Consider the following 17,982-nt stretch of genomic DNA (forward strand, 5'->3'; position numbering starts at 1 on the left):
GCGAGATTAGCTCCGAAACAGAATACTGCTCTTCCGGTTAGTGCCTCGCGCGCGCTCCCGCAAGGCTTGTCGGTCAGATCGGCTGCCGATCCGCGCGATATCGCGGTTGGAACGCGGCCTCGCCTATTTCAGATAGTCGCCGCACTTCACCGCCGGGGCGTCGCCCCACGGCATGATCGGCACGCTCGAGATCGAGTTCTTCGGGCTGCCGTCGACGAGCTTGTCGGAATAGACGAGATAGACGAGCACGTTGCGCGTCGCGTCGCAGCCGCGCGAGATCCGCATCTTCTTGAACCAGATCGAGCGGCGCTGGTTGAACATCTCCTGGCCCTGGCTGATCTTGCCCTTGAAGCTGATCGGCCCGACCTGCCGGCAGGCGAGCGAGACGTCCGAGGTCTCCTCGGCCACGCCGAACATGCCGGCGACGCCGCCGCGCTCGGCCGCCGCGAAATAGCAGGCGACGCCCTCGACGTCGGGATCGTCGACGGCATAGGTCGCGATCTTGTCGTTCGGCGTCACCCACTTGAACGTGGTCGATTCCTTGAAGATCAGCTCGGGATCGGCGGCCATCGCCGGAGCCACCGCCCCGGCAAGAGCAGCGGCGACAGTCAGGGCGGCGAGGACGAGGCGCATGGCATTCTCCGTTGCGAAACTGCGCCCAATATAGGAAGGCCCGCCGTCGCCGCGAGGGCATGGCGGGTAAAATCGGTCACGGCATCAATGCGACACGATCGGCGCCGCGCCACCCCGCGTCAGCCCGTGCCGCTCGCGCCGTAGCCAGCGCGCGATCAGCATGACCGACACGGCGGCCAATCCCGTCGCCAGCCCGATCCAGATGCCGATACCCCCCATCTTCACCCAGAAACCGAGCAGGACGCTCAGGCTGAGCCCGACGCCCCAGAACCCGATCGCCGCATAGATCATCGGCACGCGCGCATCATGAAGCCCGCGCAGCATGCCGCCGGCGATCGCCTGGGCACCGTCGAACACCTGGAACAGGGCGGCGATGCCGAGGAAGGTAACGGCGAGCGCGATGACCTCGGCATTCTTGGGGTCGGCGCGATCGAGGAAGATGCCGATCAGCGTATTCGGGATGGCGAACATCATCAGCGCCGTGCAGGCCATGAAGCCAACGCCGAGGATGAACGGCGTCCAGCCAGCCCGGCGGATCGCGTCGACATCGCCGGCGCCATAGGCGATGCCGACCCGGACGGTGACCGCCTGCGAAAAGCCGAGCGGCACCATGAAGCAGAGCCCCGCGATCTGTATGGCGATGGCATGGGCCGCCACGGCGGAGGCGCTGATCAGGCCCATCAGGAACACGGCTGCGTTGAAGACCGTGACCTCGAGCGCGATGGCGACCGCCATCGGCAGGCCAAGGCGCCAGAGCGCGCGGAAGCGGGCCCAGTCGGGACGCCAGAAGCGGCCGAAGACGTGATAGCGGCGGAACTGGCGGTCGAGCACGCAGACCGCCACCATGCCGAGAAACATCATCCAGGCCGAAAGCGTGCTGCCGATGCCGGCGCCGAGCATGTCGAGCGCCGGCAGGCCGAAATGGCCGAACACCAGCGCCCAGACGATCAGCGCGTTGAAGACGACGCCGCCAATGCCGACGACCAGCGACCAGGCCGGCCGCTCCAGCGCGGCGATGAACGAACGCAGCACGATGTACCAAAGGAACGGCAGCATCGCCCATTGCAGGCCGCGCATGTTGGCGGCGGCGAGGCGCGACAGCTCGGGCTCCTGGCCGAGCCAGAGCAGCAGCGCCTCCGTGTGCCAGAGCACGATCCAGAACGGCACGGAAACGGCGACGGCCGCCCAGAGGCCCTGTCGCACGGTACGGCGGACTTCCCGAACCGCATGCCGGTTGCGCCCGCGTTCACGCGCCACCATCGGCGATACCGCCGAGACGAGGCCGATGCCGAAGATCAGGAACGCGAAATAGAGATTGGTCGCCAAGGCGCCCGCCGCGAGGCGATCGGCGCCGACCCAGCCGAGAATGACGACATCGGTCGCGGTGATGACGGTCTGGGCGAGATTCGTGAGAATCAGCGGCACCGACAGGAGCAGCGTCGCCCGGACTTCCGCCAGCCAGGGCCAACGCCGGTCGCCCCCGGCCGGGAGGAATGCTAGCGCGGTCATGATGCAAAGGGTCTCGTCGTGAATCGGCGGCGATCGCCGCCCGCTCCATGGATTTGCGGCCACCTAGTCACAAGACGGCGCCGTTTGCCAACCAAACATCGTGATATCTGCCATCAGCGCGACCGGATCGCACGGCGGGCGGCGGAATCCGCCCCCCGGCCGACAGCGGCGGGTGACCCTGCCGGCCATCCATGCTATTGCGGTCTGCCGCCCGGGAGCAGGCCGGGCGAACGGGAAGCAGCGGGGCAAGGGCCGCCTCAATGGGTGTCGAGAGAGTGTTTTCGCGTATCGTATGGACGGCGATGATTCTCGCCGCCGGCATCGGCATGGCCGAGGCGGCGTCGAGCGTCTGTGTGCGACTGGAACGTCAGCTGGCCTCGCTGCAGCGCAGCCAGAGCGCCGGCGCGGGACAGCAGGCCAATGTCGGCAGGCTCCGTTCCGACCTCAACGCCGCCAACAACGACGCGCGCCGGGCGGGCTGCCGCGGCGGCCTGTTCAAGGCCGCCAACACCGGCCCCGAATGCACCGCGATCGCCAAGCGCATCAACTCGATCCAGGCGCGCCTCAACAAGGCCGAACAGGGCAGCCGCGCGTCGAATCCGGCGGCGATCGATCGCCAGCGCGGCGACATCCTGCGCCAGCTCGGCCAGAACGACTGCGGCCCCCGCTACGCCGCCTATGCCAACGCGCCCGAGCGGCCGCGCAACTTCTTCGAACGCCTGTTCAACCCGGACAACCGCGTCTACGTGCAGCCGCAGGACGTCGCCCGCGTCCCGGCCCGCGACCCCGGGCGCGACGGGGCGACCGTGTCGAACGAGCGCGGCTTCGGCGGCGGCAGCTACCGCACGCTCTGCGTGCGCACCTGCGACGGCTATTATTTCCCGATCAGCTTCGCGACGCGCCGGGCGAACTTCGCCGCCGACGAGGCCACCTGCCGGCAGATGTGCCCGAGCGCCGACGTGGCGCTCTACGCCCACCGCAATCCCGGTCAGAACAGCACCGATGCGCGCTCCGTCGCCGACGAGACGCCGTATAGCGCGCTCGCCAGCGCCTTCTCCTACCGCACCAGCTTCAATCCGAGCTGCAGCTGCGGCACGCCGTCCACCTTCCAGGCGATGAATGGCGGCTACAGCGCGGCCAAGCTGGCCTCGACGCCCGCCGCCGAGGCCGTGCCGCCGATCCCCGGTGCCGCGCCCTTCCTCGGCGAGGATCCCGAGACGCTCGCCAACCGGGCCGGCCGCATCGCGCCGGACGATCTCGGCACGTCGGATGTCGAGACCCCGGTCGCCGGCCTGCCCGAAGGACCGCGCACCGCCGGCGTCACCCGCCGCGTCGGCCCCTCCTACTTCTACGCCCAGTAGCGGCGACGGCCGGCCGCCCCCCAAGGGACGGCCCATGGACGTCCCGGTCGACTCGGTGTTCAACTAGCGCCGCCGCCCCGCCGGCGCGACGCGGCATGCCTGCCGAGAAGAACTGTAACGAGTCCATCCGATCCTGGCCCATCCGGCAGCGATCCGGCCGTGGACCATCTGGGAGAGGAACAGGATGACTTCGACCGCCACGCCGCCCTGGCTCGCCACGCCGTCCCATTGCGACTGGCTGGACGACCAGTTCCGCCGCCTGATCCGCTTCATGCACGGCGCGCGGCTCGAAGCCGGCGGCTTCGGCTACCTGCTCGAGGACGGCACCAGCGACCTGACGCGCCCGCGCGAGCTCTATCTCACCTGCCGCAAGACGCATGTCGCGGCGCTGGCGCATCTGCGCGGCATTCCCGGCACCGGCCCGCTGATCGACCACGGCATCGAGGCGCTGCTCGGCATCTTCCACGACGGGAAGAATGACGGCTGGTTCTCGGCGCTGAGCCCGACCGGCGGCCCGATCGCCGGCCGCAAGGAAGCCTATGCCCATGCCTTCGTGCTGCTCGCCGGCTCCTCGGCGACCGAAGCCGGCCGGCCGCGCGGACGCGAGCTGTTCGAGCGCGCCCAGGCCGTGTTCCTGAAGCATTTCTGGGACGAGGAAGCCGGCATGTCGCGCGAATCCTTCGCGGACGACTTCTCCGATCCGGAAAACTACCGCGGCGCCAATTCCAACATGCACCTGGTCGAGGCCTGCCTCGCCGCCGGCGACACCTCGGGCGACCCGGTCTGGTACGACCGCGCGCTGTCGATGGCGAACCGGCTGATCAACGGCGCGGCGCGCAGCCACAACTGGTTCCTGCCCGAGCATTTCGACCCCGACTGGAAGCCGGTGCCGGAATACAACACCGACGACCGCGCCCATCCGTTCCGCCCCTATGGCTCGACCGTCGGGCACTGGCTGGAATGGTCGCGCCTGCTGCTGCATGTCGAGGCATCGGTCGCCAATCCGCCCGCCTGGCTGCGCGAGGCCTCGATCGCGCTGTTCAACCACGCCGTCACCTATGGCTGGTCGGTCGATGGCCATGACGGCTTCGTCTACACGACGGATTTCGACGGCAAGGTCGTCACCGACGTGCGCATGCACTGGGCGCTGTGCGAGGGCATCGCGGCGGCGGCGCTGCTCGGCGCCGTCACCGGCGACCCGCTCTACGAGCGCTGGTACCGCAAGCTCTGGGACCATGCGGCGTTGCATTTCGTCGAACAGGAGCGCGGCACCTGGAAGCACCAGCTCGCCGCCGATCTCTCCGAGGCCGGCACGGTCTGGCCCGGCCGCCCGGACGTCTACCACGTCGTCAACGCGCTGCTGCTGCCGCAGCTCCCGGTGGCGCCGAGCGCCGCCCCGGCCCTCGCGCGCGGCTTCTTGTAGAGGTAGCCCACATCTCCTGCCTCACACTGCTGAGGCAGGAGCGCGTCGCCCCGGCGGAGGCCGGGGCCCATAAACACGGGCGGGGAAAGCCGAGGCCCGGCCTTCGGGCCATGGGTCGGCGCGACTGGATCCCGGCCTCCGCCGGGATGACGCCGGAGCTTCGCCGGCGCTGCGCGAACGTTTCCCCTCAAGGAGAGGTGAAGAGCCCTCAGCCGGCCGGCGCGGCGACCGCCTGAAGCCGCGCCACGGCGCCGTCGCGGCCGATCAGCGGCAGCAGCGCCGCCAGCTCCGGCCCATGGTCGAGCCCGGTCAGCGCCTGGCGCAGCGGCATGAACAGCGCCCTGCCCTTGCGGCCCGTCGCGGCCTTGACCGCGTCGGTCCAGAGCTTCCAGCTCTGGCCGTCCAGCGTGCCTTCCGGCAGCAGCGTCGCGGCCGTGCCGATGAACGCCGCCTCGTCGACATCGGCGGCGACATGCGGCGCGACGGGCCCGGTGACGACCTGCCACCAGTCGACAGCATCCTTCAGGCGGACGAGATTGCCGCGAACCGCGTTCCAGAATTCCTCGCCGCCTTCGACGCCGAGGGCGGCAAGCCGCCCGGCGATCTCGGCATAGGGCTTGGCGTGCAGGAGCTTCGCGTTGAGGCCGTCGAGATCGGCGGGATCGAACTTCGCCGGCGCCTTCGAGACCATGGAGAGATCGACCATGCCGGCGAGCGTCGGAAGATCGACGACCGGCTCGACCGGCGCCGAGGTGCCGATCAGCACGGCGAGCGAACTGACCGCCATCGGCTCGTAGCCGGCCTCGCGCAGCGAGCCGAGCGACAGCGCGCCGGAGCGCTTGGAAAGCCCCTCGCCCGTCGCCGTCGTCAGCGTGTTGTGGTGGCCGAACACGGGTGCGGCCGCGCCGAGCGCCTCGAACAGCTGCAGCTGCACGCCCGTGTTGGTCACGTGGTCGTCGCCGCGGATGATGTGGGTCACGCCCATGTCGGCGTCGTCGACGACGGAAGGCAGCGTGTAGAGATAGGTCCCATCCTCGCGCACCAGCACGGGATCGGAGAGCGAGGCGATGTCGACCGTCTGGGGACCGCGCACCAGATCGTCCCAGGTGACGTGGCCGACGCTCTCGTCGAGCTTGAAGCGCCAATGCGGCTTGCGGCCCTCGGCCTCCAGCTTTTCCCGATCCGCCTCGGTGAGCCTCAACCCGGCGCGGTCATAGACCGGCGGCAGGCCGCGCGCCTGCTGGCGCTTGCGCTTGCGGTCGAGTTCTTCCGCCGTCTCGTAGCAGGCATAGAGCCGGCCGGCAGCCTTCAGCCGGACGACCGCCGCGTCATAGGCCTCGGTGCGCAGCGACTGGCGCTCGAAGCGGTGCGGCGCGATGCCGAGCCAGCCGAGATCGCGCCGGATCGCCTCGGCATATTCCTCTTTCGAGCGCTCGCGATCGGTGTCGTCCAGCCGCAGGATGAATTGCCCGCCGGCCTTCAGCGCGAACAGCCAGTTGTAGAGCGCGGGGCGCGCATTGCCGATGTGCAGATAGCCGGTCGGCGACGGCGCGAAGCGGACGGTGACGGGTGCGTGGGTCATGCGCACGCTTTAGCGCGCACCGCCGGACCGCGCAATCGGCCCGGCGGTGCCGCTTGTGCCTAGTAGCGCTGCGGCGCGGCCGGCTTGTTGCCGAGGATCGCGTCGATCTTCGCCAGCACGTCCGCCGTCAGCTTGTCGCGGTTCTCGAGCGCCGACAGATTGTCCTCGAGCTGCGCCTTCCTGGAGGCGCCGAGGATGACCGTCGAGACGTTCGGATTGGCCAGGCACCAGAGCAGCGCCATGTGGTGGATCGGCATGCCGATCTCCTCGGCGACCCCGGCCAGCTTTTCGACCTGGGCGATCCGCTCGCGGCCCTTCTCGCTCTGCCAGATTTCCTTAAGCCACTCATAGCCCGGCAGGTCGAGCCGGCTGCCGGCCGGGATGCCCTTGTTGTACTTGCCGGTCAGGATGCCGGAAGCGAGCGGCGACCAGATCGTCGTGCCGAGCCCCATCAGCGGGTAGAGCGGGCGATAATCGCCCTCGACCTTCTCGCGCTCGAACAGGTTGTATTGCGGCTGCTCCATGGTCGGCGGCGTGATCCGCAGATCCTTGGCGACCGCCCAGGCCTCGGTCAGCTGCTGCGCCGACCATTCCGACGTGCCCCAGTAGAGCACCTTGCCCTGCTGCACGAGGTCGTGCATGGCGCGCACCGTCTCCTCGATCGGCGTGTCGATGTCGGGGCGGTGGCAGAAATAGAGATCGAGATACTCGACCTGCAGGCGCTTCAGCGCCGCGTGGCAGGCATCGGTGACATGCTTGCGCGACAAGCCGCGCTGGGTCGGCTTGTCGCCACCCCAGAACACCTTGCTCGACACGATGTAGCTGTCGCGGCTCCAGTTGAGCTTGGCCAGCGCCTCGCCCATCAGCGTCTCGGAGACGCCCGCCTCGTAGCCCTCGGCATTGTCGAAGAAGTTGATGCCGCGCTCATAGGCCAGCGCCATGATGTCGAGCGCTTCGCGCTGGTCCACCTGCTTGCCGAACGTGACCCAGGAGCCGAGCGACAGCTCGCTGACCTGAAGGCCCGACTTCCCCAAACGACGATACTGCATATCGCTTCCGATCATTCCCGAACATGACGTCGATCGCCTGGCGGCAGCCCTGCGCGGGCGGCACGCTAGCGCATCTCCGCCCCGAAGCGCCATCCCGACATCAATGGCGGCTCCGCCGGCCCGTCACACGGCCTCGCCTTCATAGGCGGAGCGCAGCGTTTCCATGTCGAGCTTGTCCATGCCGCGCAGCGCCTGCATCACCCGCGACGACCGGCCGGCATCCGGATCGGCCAGCATGGCGCCGAGCGTGCTCGGCACGATCTGCCACGACATGCCGAATCGGTCCTTGAGCCACCCCATCTGCCCGGTCGAGCCGCCGCCTTCGGGCAGGCGCTCCCAGAGTTCGTCGATTTCCTCCTGCATGTCGCAGGCGACGACGAACGAGATGGCCTCGTTGAAGGTGTGGCGCGGGCCGCCGTTCAGCGCGGTGAACTCGAGCCCCGCCAGCTCGAACGAGGCCAGCATGACCTCCCCCTTCGGGCCGGGCCCCGCATCGCCATAGCGCGCGACCCGATGGACCTTGGCGTGCTTGAAGATCGATACATAGAAGATGATGGCCTCCTCGACCTGATTGTCGAACCAGAGGAACGGCTTGATCTTCTGCATGGACCCAATCCTTTCTGCCGCTGGCAGACGGCGCGGGGACAGACCTTGGCAGCGGCCAGGGCGCGCGGCGTCCGTCGGTACGGCGTCGCGGCGCCCGGCCCATCCCGACGCGTCCGCCGACGCATTCGATGCGAGAGACAGAAAAACGCGCTGGAGGGACATGCGTTCCCCGCAGCGCCGCGACGGGGGCGGCGCGGGAACTGCCTGCGCGCGCGGCGGATCGCCTGATCGGTTTCGCGGCAATTGCCCCGTTACGCGGCGGTTTCGAAGAAATCGGCCGATTGGCACTAGCCAAGACTGCCCCGCTCCTATGCAATGAACCCTGCAATCCCGGCGCGGAAGCCGCCGTCTCGTCAATCGGAAGCGGTTGGCACGATGCTTGCGGTTCCGAAACCGGGACAACACAAGGGGGGATAGCGCGCAGATGTTCGTTGCCTTCGACGAGATGAGCGCCACCAGCGATGGCTGCCGGCCCGGCTACGAGATCCTCAAGCGCTGGCTGGACACGACAGCACCCGATCTCCTGTCCACCCGCCGCGCCGAGGCCGAACTGCTGTTCCGCCGCATCGGCATCACCTTCGCCGTCTATGGCGACAATGACGGCGAGGAACGGATCATCCCGTTCGACATCATCCCGCGCATCATCACCGCGCCGGAATGGACCCGGCTGTCGAAGGGGCTGGAGCAGCGGGTGAAGGCGCTCAACGCCTTCCTCGCCGACATCTACTTCAAGGGCGAGATCCTGAGGGCCGGCGTCGTGCCCGAGGACCTGATCTACCAGAACCCCTACTACCGGCCGGAGATGGCGGGGCTGAAGCTCGCGCATGACATCTACGTGATGATCGCCGGCATCGACATCGTCCGCGTCGATCCCGACACCTTCTACGTGTTGGAGGACAATGCCCGCACGCCGTCCGGCGTCTCCTACATGCTGGAGAACCGGGAAGTGATGATGAAGCTGTTCCCGGACCTGTTCGCGGAACATCGCATCGCGCCGGTCGAGAACTATCCGGACGCCCTGCTCGCGACGCTGAAGTCGGTCGCGCCGCGCTCGGCGCCGGGCGACCCGACCGTGGCGCTGCTGACGCCGGGCCCGTTCAACTCGGCCTTCTACGAGCACTCGTTCCTGGCCGACAAGCTCGGCATCGAGCTGGTCGAGGGCCGCGACCTGCTGGTGCGCGACAATGTCGTCTACATGCGTACCACCGAGGGGCCGAAGCGCGTCGACGTGCTCTATCGCCGCCTCGATGACGACTTCCTCGACCCCCTGACCTTCCGGCCGGATTCGATCCTCGGCGTGCCGGGGCTGATGAACGCCTATCGCGCCGGCAACATCACGCTGTCCAACGCCGTCGGCACCGGCGTTGCCGACGACAAGGCGGTCTATTCCTACATGCCGGAGATCGTCCGCTTCTATCTCGGCGAGGAGCCGATCCTGAAGAACGTGCCGACCTGGCGCTGCCGCGAGCCCGACTCGCTCAAATACGTGCTCGACAATCTCGAGAGCATGGTCGTGAAGGAAGTCGCCGGATCGGGCGGCTACGGCATGCTGATCGGCCCGGCCTCCGACCGCAAGACGCGGGAGGAATTCGGCGCCAAGCTGAAGGCCAATCCGGACGATTTCATCGCCCAGCCGACGCTGGCGCTCTCGACCTCGCCCACCTTCGTCGACGCCGGCATCGCGCCGCGCCATGTCGACCTGCGCCCCTTCGTGCTGTCGGGCCGCGACAAGGTCCGCATCGTGCCGGGCGGCCTGACCCGCGTGGCGCTGAAGGAAGGCTCGCTGGTCGTCAATTCCAGCCAGGGCGGAGGCACCAAGGATACCTGGGTGCTCGATGCCTGACCGTCCCGATCCCCGGAGTTCCGTTTCGTGCTGAGCCGTACCGCCGACAACCTGTTCTGGCTGGCCCGCTATGTCGAGCGAGCCGAGAACACCGCCCGCATCATCGATGCCGCCAACCGCCTCGCCGCCATGCCGATCGCCTATGCGGGCGGCTCGAACGAATGGGAGTCGGCCGTCGCCGCCACCGGCGCGCTCGGCCTGTTCAAGTCGCTGAACCGCGAGCCGACAGCCGAGAACATCATCGATTTCCTCGCCTTCTCGCCGGAAAACCCCTCCTCGATCCGCTCCTGCCTGGAGCGCGCCCGCGTCAATGCCCGCACGGTGCGCACCGCGCTGACTTCGGAGATGTGGGAGGCGATCAACGGCGCCTGGCTGGGCTTGCGCGATTTCGACGGCGCCGCGCGCGACCGCATGAAGCTCAACGCCTTCCTGATCTATGTGAAGGAGGCGTCGCTGCGCTTCGACGGCTCGGCCTACCGGACGATGATCCGCAACGACGTCTATTTCTTCTCGAGCCTCGGCACCTTCATCGAGCGGGCCGACAACACGGCCCGCATCCTCGACGTAAAATACCACCTGCTGTTGCCGGCGCAGGAGAGCGTCGGCGGCGGCCTCGACTATTTCCAGTGGTCGTCGATCCTGCGCTCGGTCTCGGCCAACACCGCCTATCATTGGGTCTATCGCGAGAGCCTGAAGCCCTCGCTCGTCGCCGACCTCCTGGTGCTGAACGACCAGCTGCCGCGCTCGCTCGCCTCCTGCTACGACAATATCTGCGGCTTCCTCGACGAGCTGTCGCTCGCCTATGGCCGCCAGGGCCTGGCGCAGCGCGTCGCCCGCTCGACCCGCAACCGGCTGCAGAACGCCACCATCGACGACGTCTTCCGCGACGGCCTGCACGAGTTCCTGACCGAGTTCATCGGCGAGAACGGGCGCCTCGGCCAGGCGATCACCGACCAGTATCTCGTCTGAACGGACCCGCGTCATGCGCCTCAAAATCGTTCACGAGACCGCCTATCGCTTCGATCCGCCGGCGACCGGCGCGATCCAGACCCTGCGGCTGACGCCGCGCGGCCATGACGGCCAGTTCGTCGTCAACTGGCGGATCGAGGTCGACCACGACTGCCGCCTCGACCCGGCGACCGACCCGTTCGGCAACATCGTGCACTCGTTCACGACGGAGGGCCGGCTCGACGGGCTGACGATCACCGCGCTCGGCGACGTCGAGACGCACGACATGGCCGGCATGGTGCGCGGCCAGAAGGAGCGCTTCCCGATCGGCGTGTTCCTGCGCACAACGCCGCTGACCGTGCCGGACGCCGCCATCCGCGCCTTCGCCGAGGACGTCGCCGCCGCGGCGCCGGCCGACCCGCTGTCGCGCCTGCACGCGCTGATGGGGGCGCTGCACGAAAAGATCCTGCCGGGCGGCGACGGCGCCGACGACAGCGCCAGGGCGACCTTCGCCTCGGGCCGGGGCGACGCGCGCGCCGCGGCGCATGCGATGATCGCCGCCGCCCGCCATCTCGGCCTCCCCGCCCGCTTCGCCAGCGGCTATCTCTTCCGCCCCGACGCCGCCGCGCCGGCCGGCGCCGAGCATGGCTGGGCCGAGGCGCATGTCGACGGCGTCGGCTGGATCGGCTTCGACGTCGCCCTGAATCTCTGCCCGACCGACACGCATGTGCGCCTCGCCATCGGCCTGGACGGCACCGGCGCCGCGCCCGTGCGCGGCACGGCCTATGGCGCAGGCCCCGCCATGCCGGCGGTTTCGATCAGCGTCGCGGAGGCACGCGCGGCCACGAGATAGGGGAGGCATCGGAATTTCGCTTGCACCTCAAATCCACTCCCCTAAAACTCCGGCCGGGGTTGGGCAGGACGAAGAGTTTATGACCTATTGCGTTGGAATTCTGGTGCGCGACGGGTTGGTCATGCTGGCCGACACCCGCACCAATGCCGGGCTCGACAACATCGCGACGTACCGGAAACTGCATCTTTTCCAGAACGACGGCGAGCGCGTGATCGCGATCGCCACGGCCGGCAATCTCGCCGTCAGCCAGTCCGTGCTGAACGTGCTGAGCGACGGCCTGGAAAACCCCGAGACCGGCAAGATCGAGACGATCCACACCGTCTCCTCGATGTTCAAGGTGGCCCAGTTCGTCGGCCGCGCGATCCGCGAGGTCTATCGCATCCACGGCAAGTCGATGGAGCAGCAGGCGGCGGCCTTCGACGTCACCATGCTGATCGGCGGCCAGGTCAAGGGCGGGCGGCTGCGCCTGTTCATGGTCTATTCGGCCGGCAACTTCATCGAGGCCACCGCCGATACGCCCTATCTGCAGATCGGCGAGCACAAATACGGCAAGCCGATCCTGGACCGCGCCATTACCGGCGAGACCGACCTCTCCGAGACCCTGAAGCTCGGCCTGATCTCGATGGATTCGACCCTGCGCTCGAACCTCGGCGTCGGCATGCCGATCGACATCGCCGTCATCCGCCGCGACGGGCTCAAGATCGAGACGTCGCACCGCATCGACGAGAGCGACGTCTATTTCGCCGATCTCCGGGCGCATTGGTCGGCGGCGCTGCGCGCCGCACACCAGGCGATCCCCAACCCGCCCTACGGGCGGGACTGATTGCTGCCCTGGCGTTGCTGATGCCGATCACCTCTCTTTGAGAGGGACATTCGCACAACACGGTTCCCAACATGCTGAGGAGCCCCGAAGGGGCGTCTCGAAGCACGCAGGGTGGCGATCAATCCATGCGTTGCCCCCTAAGCCGTGCGTCCTTCGAGACGGCTTGCTGTGCAAGCCTCCTCAGGATGTTGCCGACAGGGCGCTGCATGACTGGCTCTTGTCACGCTCGCGCACGCTGCCGATGCCCTCAGTTCAGGCTGAACTCCGCCGCGGCGATCCGACACTCCGCCGCGCCGATCAGCCTTTGATGCGCGACCCGGACCGAGTGCAGTGGCCCGTCGAGATCGCGCCGCCAGAAATCAAGGAAGCGGATCAGCTCCGGGAAATCCGGCGCCAGATCGTATTCCTGCCAGACATAGCTCTGCAGGAAGGAAGGATGATCGGGAAGCCGGTACAGGATATGGGCGGTCGTCAGTCCATAGCCGGAAAGCTGGCGCAACAGGGATGACGGCATGGGCACCTCATCGCAGATCAGAGCCATCCCGATGACGGGATGGTGGAATCGTCTCGCCATCGCCCCGAAAAAGCAAATGCAAAATGCACTTTATCGATTGAAATCATATATTTAGCAGCCATCCCTTCGAGTGCTGCCAAAGGACGTCCTGCCACCCTGGCGCCCCTGCCGGCCGGCCCCTTGACACCGACGGCCCAGGCGCCTTAACTTAACCGCATGGTTAAGTATAGCGAAGCCGATCTCGACCGCACCTTCTCCGCCCTGGCGGACCCGACCCGGAGGGCGCTGCTCGCCCGTCTTGGCCGCGAGGACGGCGTGTCGGTGAGCGAATTGGCCGAGCCGTTCCCGGTCTCGCTGCCGGCGATCATGAAGCACCTGAACGTCCTTTCGGACGCGGGCCTGATCCGCCGCGAGAAGTCCGGGCGCACGGTCACCTGCCGGCTGAACGCCGCGCCGCTCGCCGATGCGATGGCCTGGCTCGACTTCTATCAACGCTTCTGGTCGGCGCAGCTCGACCGCCTCGCGGACTTCGTGGAGAACGAACCGACATGACCGACACTGCCACCCTGCCGAGCGTCACGATCAAGCGCCAGATCAAGGCGTCGCCCGCCCGCATCTTCAAGGCCTGGACCGACCCCTCCAAGCTCGTGCACTGGTGGGGCCCGCACGAGACCGTGGACGGCAGCGTCGAGGCGGAGACGGACCTGCGGATCGGCGGCGGCTTTCGCCTGAGCTTCCGGACGGAGGACGGCCAGACCCATGCGGCGACCGGCCAGTTCCAGGAAATCGTCCCGGACGAGAAGCTGGTCTTCACCTGGACCTGGGACCGCGAGCCCGACCAGAAGACGCTGATGACGATCACCATGCGCGGCGAGGAAGGCGGCACGATGCTGACCCTGACGCACGCGCTTCTCGCCGACGAGCCGACCCGCGCCAGCCACGAGAAGGGCTGGACCGGCGTCGTCGACCGGCTCGAGCGCTTCGTCACGCGCGGCGCGAAAAAGTAGGGTCCGGCGACGGCGGTCCAAAAGGCCGCCGCGCGATCCACGGCATTCCATTGCGTTTGGCAGGCCCGCCCTGCCGATGACGGCCGGGTCCTGCCCGGCCGAATGCCCCGGCGTGCGCGTCCCCCGCTGCGCCCGTCGACATGGAAGGACAGTTTTCAGGAGGAGTTTCCAAAATGAACATGCTCGACCGATCGACACCCGCCCCTCGCATCGTCTCGCGCGAGGAATGGCGCGCGGCCCGCAAGGCGCATCTCGCCCGCGAACGGGAAGTGACCCATCTCCACGACCAGCTCAGCGCCGAGCGGCGCGCCCTGCCCTGGGTCGAGGTCGACAAGGACTATGTCTTCGAGGGGCCGAACGGCCGCGAGACGCTGGCCGACCTCTTCGAAGGCCGCAGCCAGCTCATCGTCTATCACTTCATGTTCGGACCGGACTGGAAGGAAGGCTGCGTCGGCTGCTCCTTCACCGCCGACCATTTCGACGGCGCCAACCTGCATCTCGCCCATCATGACGTGACTCTGGTCGCCGCCTCGCGCGCGCCCTATGCCGCGTTCCAGGAATTCCGCCAGCGCATGGGCTGGAAGTTCAAATGGGTGTCCTCGGCCGGCAGCGATTTCAACATCGACTACCAGGTCTACCCGTCCGAGGCGGAAGGCGCCGCCGGACGCTACGAATACAACTACGAGCTCCACGACGGCGCGCCGGACGAACATCACGGCATCAGCGTGTTCGTGAAGGGCGCGGACGGTCGGATCTTCCACACCTACTCGTCCTATGCGCGCGGCGTCGACATCCTTCTGGGTGCCCACAACATCCTCGACCTGACGCCGAAGGGGCGGAACGAGCGATCGACGATGGACTGGGTCCGCCTGCATGACCGCTACGAGGATCGCCCGGCCGCCGCCCACAGCTGCTGCGCCGACTAGGATCGCATCACCGTCCTTCACCTCTCCCTGAGGGAGAGGTCGACGGCCGGAGGCCGGCGGGTGAGGGTTTACGCCTTCTCCGGATGGTTCCCTAAACCCTCACCCGGCTCTTCGAGCCGACCTCTCCCTCAGGGAGAGGTGAGGAGCCACCACACCTGAGATCGCGCTCGGAAGGGCCGGATGAGGGGCAGGCTCGGGCATTCCGCTGAAGTCCGCTCAGGCCGGCAGCGTGCCGCCGGCCGCCCTGAGCGCCTCGGGCGTATCGAGATCGAGCGCGACCTCGGGCCCGATCTCGACCTCGACGACGGCGTCGGCATGGGCGCCGATCAGGTGCCGCGCGCCGGTGTCGCCCTCGATCGCCTGCAGCTCGGCGAAGAAGGCGCGCGACCAGAGCACCGGATTGCCGCGCTTGCCGTCATGCGTCGGCACGACCACCAGCCGGTCGGCGGCCGGATCGAAGGCGGCGATCAGCCGATCGAGGATCGGCGCCGTCAGCAGCGGCATGTCGGCCAGCATGACCAGCACGCCGTCGACATCGGCGGCGAGGCTGGCGACGCCCTGCCGGAGCGAGGTGGAGAGGCCTTCCTCGTAGTCGGGGTTGTGCACCCACTGGACCGCGGTCCCGGCGAGAGCCGCCTCCACGTCCGCGCGGCGATGTCCGGTCACCACCGTCACCGACGCGGCCCGGCTCGCCAAAGCGGCGTCGACGACGGTCCGCACCAGGCTGCGCCCGCGATATTCGGCGAGCAGCTTGTTCGGTCCGCCCATCCGCCGCCCCTGGCCCGCCGCCAGCACCAGCGCCGCCACCTTCGGCGCCTTCGGCTCCGGCGTCTCGCGCGGCTGCGGCCGCGAGGCGATCTCCATCAAGAGCCCGCCGACGCCAAGGCCGGAGATCTCCTCCGGCCCGACCTGGAGCCCCGCCAGCAGGCGGCCGAGCACCCAGTCGAAGCCGTTTTCGCGCGGACTGCGGGCGCAGCCCGGCGCGCCGATCACCGGCCGTCCGCCGAGTTCGCCGAGCAGCAGCAGATTGCCGGGATCGACCGGCATGCCGAGATGCAGCACGCGCCCGCCGGCCGTGCGCAGGCCGGCCGGCACGACGTCGTCGGCGTCGACCATGGCCGAGGCGCCGAAGACGATCGAAAGCTCGGCCCCCTCGCGCGCCAGTTCGGACAGCGCGGCGGCGATGGCATCCGCGTCATGCTCCACCCGCCGCTCGGCGAGCAGTGTGGCTCCGGCCGGCTTCAGCCGCGCCTCGGTCATGCGGCGGGTCTTGTCCATCACCGACGGCTTGAGGCTCGGCAGCACGGTGGCGACCAGACCGACCTTCAGCGGCCGGTAGGGCGCGACGCGGACCAGCGCCGACGCCGCGGCGATCCGTTCCGCCGCCTCCAGCGGATCATGCCGCACGGCGAACGGAATGATCTTCACGGTGGCGACCATCTGTCCCGCCGTCACCGGCGCATGGGCGGCGAGCGTCGCCAGCGTGATCGCCGGATCGGCGCGGTTGAAGGCATCGATCGCGGCGCGGTCGACGACCAGGATGCCGTTCGCGCTGGCGTGCAGGTTGGCGCGGCCGGTGAACGGCGCATCGACCGTGACGCCCGGCCCGGCAACGGCGGTGGCGAGCCGGGCGGCCGCCTCGTCCTCGTGCACGTCGCCCGGTTCGAGCCGCGCCACCACCACCGTCTCGACCTCGGCCGCCGCGAGCGCCGCGAGATGGGCAGCGTCGAGCCGCGTGCCCTTGCGCAGGGTGCGGCCGTCGAAGGCGAGCGAATGGGCGAGGATGGCTCCCTCGGCCTCGGCGACGGGAACGGGTCCAAACCTCACGGGTCCGCCCCCTCGCCCGCGACGCCGCGCTTCCGCAGCGCGTCGATCACCTCGGCGAGCACGGAGACGGCGATCTCGGCCGGCGATTGCGCGCCGATGGCGAGCCCGATCGGCGCGCGGATCCGCGCGAGCGCCTCCGGCTCGGTCCCCTCGGCCGAAAGCCGCTCCAGCCGCTTCGCATGCGTCTTGCGGCTGCCGAGCGCGCCGACATAGAAGCAGTTCGCCTCCAGCGCCGCCCGCAGCGGCAGGTCGTCGATCTTCGGGTCATGCGTCAGCGCGGCGACGGCCGTGAAGGCGTCGAGCGGCGCGCGCGCGAGCACGTCCTCCGGCCATTCGGCAAGGAGATTGCTGCCGGCGAAACGCTCCGGCGTCGCAAACGCCGTGCGCGGATCGATGATCGTCACGTCGAAGCCGGCGATGCGCGCCATCGGCGCCAGCGCCTGCGAGATGTGCACCGCGCCGATGACGACGAGACGCGGCGGCGGCACATGCACGGTCAGGAAGAACTCGTCACCCTCCGGCGTCTGCACCAGGCCGGAGCGGGCCGAGCGAAAGCGCTCCGGCAGCAGCGCGGCGAGCGCCGGCTCGATCATCAACTCGAGCCCGGCATCGTCCTCGCGGAACAGGCGGACGACGCCCGAGGCGAGATTGGTGACGAGAATGGCGGCCTGGCGCTGCCGGCGCGCCTCGTTTAGGGCGCTGAGCGTGAAGCGGTCCACTTACACCACCTTCTCGACATAGACGCGGATGCGGCCGCCGCAGGAGAGCCCGACCCGCCAGGCCGTCTCGTCGGCGACGCCGAATTCGAGCAGCCGCGGCGTGCCCGTCCCGATCACCTCGACCGCCTCGGCGATGACCGCCCCCTCAACGCAGCCTCCCGAGACCGAGCCCTCGAAATGGCCGTCCGCGTCGATGACGAGATGGCTGCCGACCGGGCGCGGCGCCGATCCCCAGGTCTCGACCACGGTGGCGAGCGCGACGCCGCGCCCGGCCTGCACCCAGTCCTCGGCGAGGCCGAGCACGTCGGCATCCTCCAGTCGCAGCGAGTCCTCGGTGCCCATCGATCCCTCCCTCCTCC

At 68.7% G+C, this 17,982-nt stretch carries 18 protein-coding genes; 9 read left to right on the plus strand and 9 right to left on the minus strand.

Features of this window, described 5'->3' with window-relative positions; translation table 11 throughout:
- Window positions 1–123 precede the first annotated feature (123 nt).
- Window positions 124–633 (minus strand): CreA family protein, encoded by a 510-nt coding sequence (locus G539_RS0115700; protein ID WP_029076037.1) that lies wholly within the window; start codon window positions 631–633, stop codon window positions 124–126.
- Window positions 634–717: 84 nt separating this feature from the next.
- Window positions 718–2,142, minus strand: coding sequence for an MATE family efflux transporter (locus tag G539_RS0115705; RefSeq protein WP_051231496.1), 1,425 nt, complete (start codon window positions 2,140–2,142; stop codon window positions 718–720).
- Window positions 2,143–2,444: 302 nt separating this feature from the next.
- On the opposite strand from G539_RS0115705, the gene G539_RS26320 reads away from it, so the two are divergent.
- Both G539_RS26320 and G539_RS0115715 read left to right on the plus strand, forming a co-directional pair.
- A complete protein-coding gene (locus G539_RS26320) occupies window positions 2,445–3,503 on the plus strand; it encodes a DUF2865 domain-containing protein (protein ID WP_051231498.1) in 1,059 nt (352 codons plus the stop codon).
- A 184-nt stretch (window positions 3,504–3,687) separates the two neighbouring features.
- Complete coding sequence (locus G539_RS0115715; RefSeq protein ID WP_029076039.1) at window positions 3,688–4,926, plus strand: AGE family epimerase/isomerase; 1,239 nt, start codon at window positions 3,688–3,690, stop codon at window positions 4,924–4,926.
- 208 nt (window positions 4,927–5,134) lie between these two features.
- Here the strand turns inward: G539_RS0115715 and gltX are convergent, their stop codons facing one another.
- The 3 genes from gltX to G539_RS0115730 form a co-directional block, all read right to left on the minus strand.
- Window positions 5,135–6,508: a glutamate--tRNA ligase gene (gene gltX, locus G539_RS0115720; protein WP_029076040.1), complete on the minus strand. Its 1,374-nt coding sequence runs from the start codon at window positions 6,506–6,508 to the stop codon at window positions 5,135–5,137.
- Between the two features lie 59 nt (window positions 6,509–6,567).
- Window positions 6,568–7,557 carry a potassium channel beta subunit family protein gene (locus G539_RS0115725; protein ID WP_029076041.1) on the minus strand — a complete coding sequence of 330 codons (990 nt, stop codon included), beginning with the start codon at window positions 7,555–7,557 and terminating at the stop codon, window positions 6,568–6,570.
- A 123-nt stretch (window positions 7,558–7,680) separates the two neighbouring features.
- Window positions 7,681–8,163, minus strand: a complete 483-nt coding sequence (locus G539_RS0115730) for a VOC family protein (protein WP_029076042.1) — start codon at window positions 8,161–8,163, stop codon at window positions 7,681–7,683.
- Between the two features lie 424 nt (window positions 8,164–8,587).
- Between G539_RS0115730 and G539_RS0115735 the strand changes: the two genes are divergently transcribed.
- The 4 genes from G539_RS0115735 to G539_RS0115750 all read left to right on the plus strand — a co-directional run bounded on the left by G539_RS0115735 (window position 8,588) and on the right by G539_RS0115750 (window position 12,630).
- Complete coding sequence (locus G539_RS0115735; RefSeq protein ID WP_029076043.1) at window positions 8,588–10,006, plus strand: circularly permuted type 2 ATP-grasp protein; 1,419 nt, start codon at window positions 8,588–8,590, stop codon at window positions 10,004–10,006.
- 27 nt (window positions 10,007–10,033) lie between these two features.
- Window positions 10,034–10,975, plus strand: coding sequence for an alpha-E domain-containing protein (locus G539_RS0115740; protein ID WP_029076044.1), 942 nt, complete (start codon window positions 10,034–10,036; stop codon window positions 10,973–10,975).
- 13 nt (window positions 10,976–10,988) lie between these two features.
- Entirely contained in the window at window positions 10,989–11,807 is an 819-nt protein-coding gene (locus G539_RS0115745) for a transglutaminase family protein (RefSeq protein ID WP_029076045.1), read from the plus strand.
- A 79-nt stretch (window positions 11,808–11,886) separates the two neighbouring features.
- Complete coding sequence (locus tag G539_RS0115750) at window positions 11,887–12,630, plus strand: proteasome-type protease (RefSeq protein ID WP_029076046.1); 744 nt, start codon at window positions 11,887–11,889, stop codon at window positions 12,628–12,630.
- Between the two features lie 247 nt (window positions 12,631–12,877).
- On the opposite strand, the gene G539_RS0115755 is transcribed toward G539_RS0115750, so the two are convergent.
- The gene (locus G539_RS0115755; protein WP_425402371.1) at window positions 12,878–13,150 is read right to left on the minus strand and encodes an usg protein; all 273 of its coding nucleotides are present in this window, start codon (window positions 13,148–13,150) and stop codon (window positions 12,878–12,880) included.
- A 210-nt stretch (window positions 13,151–13,360) separates the two neighbouring features.
- Between G539_RS0115755 and G539_RS0115760 the strand changes: the two genes are divergently transcribed.
- The 3 genes from G539_RS0115760 (at window position 13,361) to G539_RS0115770 (ending at window position 15,077) form a co-directional block, all read left to right on the plus strand.
- Window positions 13,361–13,696, plus strand: a complete 336-nt coding sequence (locus G539_RS0115760) for an ArsR/SmtB family transcription factor (protein WP_029076048.1) — start codon at window positions 13,361–13,363, stop codon at window positions 13,694–13,696.
- The gene (locus G539_RS0115765) at window positions 13,693–14,151 is read left to right on the plus strand and encodes an SRPBCC family protein (protein WP_029076049.1); all 459 of its coding nucleotides are present in this window, start codon (window positions 13,693–13,695) and stop codon (window positions 14,149–14,151) included. The genes G539_RS0115760 and G539_RS0115765 overlap by 4 nt, the downstream gene beginning before the upstream one ends.
- Window positions 14,152–14,324: 173 nt before the next feature.
- Window positions 14,325–15,077 (plus strand): DUF899 domain-containing protein, encoded by a 753-nt coding sequence (locus G539_RS0115770; RefSeq protein ID WP_029076050.1) that lies wholly within the window; start codon window positions 14,325–14,327, stop codon window positions 15,075–15,077.
- A 216-nt stretch (window positions 15,078–15,293) separates the two neighbouring features.
- Here G539_RS0115770 and G539_RS0115775 read toward each other — a convergent pair whose 3' ends face one another.
- Genes G539_RS0115775 through G539_RS0115785 form a run of 3 tightly spaced genes read right to left on the minus strand, consistent with a single transcriptional unit; the run spans window position 15,294 to window position 17,965 of the window.
- A complete protein-coding gene (locus G539_RS0115775) occupies window positions 15,294–16,904 on the minus strand; it encodes an NTP transferase domain-containing protein (RefSeq protein ID WP_029076051.1) in 1,611 nt (536 codons plus the stop codon).
- The gene (locus G539_RS0115780; protein ID WP_029076052.1) at window positions 16,901–17,623 is read right to left on the minus strand and encodes an XdhC family protein; all 723 of its coding nucleotides are present in this window, start codon (window positions 17,621–17,623) and stop codon (window positions 16,901–16,903) included. Before G539_RS0115780 ends, G539_RS0115775 begins: the two co-directional genes overlap by 4 nt.
- Window positions 17,624–17,965: an XdhC family protein gene (locus G539_RS0115785; RefSeq protein ID WP_029076053.1), complete on the minus strand. Its 342-nt coding sequence runs from the start codon at window positions 17,963–17,965 to the stop codon at window positions 17,624–17,626. It abuts the gene before it with no gap.
- Window positions 17,966–17,982: the final 17 nt, after the last annotated feature.

Origin of the sequence: Kaistia adipata DSM 17808, from assembly GCF_000423225.1 — a bacterium.
Taxonomy (GTDB): Bacteria; Pseudomonadota; Alphaproteobacteria; order Rhizobiales; family Kaistiaceae; genus Kaistia; species Kaistia adipata.

What these genes read in the sequence shown, in the direction of transcription:
- gltX (WP_029076040.1), bottom strand. Translation starts at nt 6,508, where the DNA reads ATGACCCACGCACCCGTCACCGTCCGCTTCGCGCCGTCGCCGACCGGC.
- G539_RS0115735 (WP_029076043.1), top strand. Translation starts at nt 8,588, where the DNA reads ATGTTCGTTGCCTTCGACGAGATGAGCGCCACCAGCGATGGCTGCCGG.
- G539_RS0115745 (WP_029076045.1), top strand. Translation starts at nt 10,989, where the DNA reads ATGCGCCTCAAAATCGTTCACGAGACCGCCTATCGCTTCGATCCGCCG.
- G539_RS0115705 (WP_051231496.1), bottom strand. Translation starts at nt 2,142, where the DNA reads ATGACCGCGCTAGCATTCCTCCCGGCCGGGGGCGACCGGCGTTGGCCC.
- G539_RS0115725 (WP_029076041.1), bottom strand. Translation starts at nt 7,557, where the DNA reads ATGCAGTATCGTCGTTTGGGGAAGTCGGGCCTTCAGGTCAGCGAGCTG.
- G539_RS0115785 (WP_029076053.1), bottom strand. Translation starts at nt 17,965, where the DNA reads ATGGGCACCGAGGACTCGCTGCGACTGGAGGATGCCGACGTGCTCGGC.
- G539_RS0115765 (WP_029076049.1), top strand. Translation starts at nt 13,693, where the DNA reads ATGACCGACACTGCCACCCTGCCGAGCGTCACGATCAAGCGCCAGATC.
- G539_RS0115760 (WP_029076048.1), top strand. Translation starts at nt 13,361, where the DNA reads ATGGTTAAGTATAGCGAAGCCGATCTCGACCGCACCTTCTCCGCCCTG.
- G539_RS0115750 (WP_029076046.1), top strand. Translation starts at nt 11,887, where the DNA reads ATGACCTATTGCGTTGGAATTCTGGTGCGCGACGGGTTGGTCATGCTG.
- G539_RS26320 (WP_051231498.1), top strand. Translation starts at nt 2,445, where the DNA reads ATGATTCTCGCCGCCGGCATCGGCATGGCCGAGGCGGCGTCGAGCGTC.
- G539_RS0115730 (WP_029076042.1), bottom strand. Translation starts at nt 8,163, where the DNA reads ATGCAGAAGATCAAGCCGTTCCTCTGGTTCGACAATCAGGTCGAGGAG.
- G539_RS0115700 (WP_029076037.1), bottom strand. Translation starts at nt 633, where the DNA reads ATGCGCCTCGTCCTCGCCGCCCTGACTGTCGCCGCTGCTCTTGCCGGG.
- G539_RS0115715 (WP_029076039.1), top strand. Translation starts at nt 3,688, where the DNA reads ATGACTTCGACCGCCACGCCGCCCTGGCTCGCCACGCCGTCCCATTGC.
- G539_RS0115770 (WP_029076050.1), top strand. Translation starts at nt 14,325, where the DNA reads ATGAACATGCTCGACCGATCGACACCCGCCCCTCGCATCGTCTCGCGC.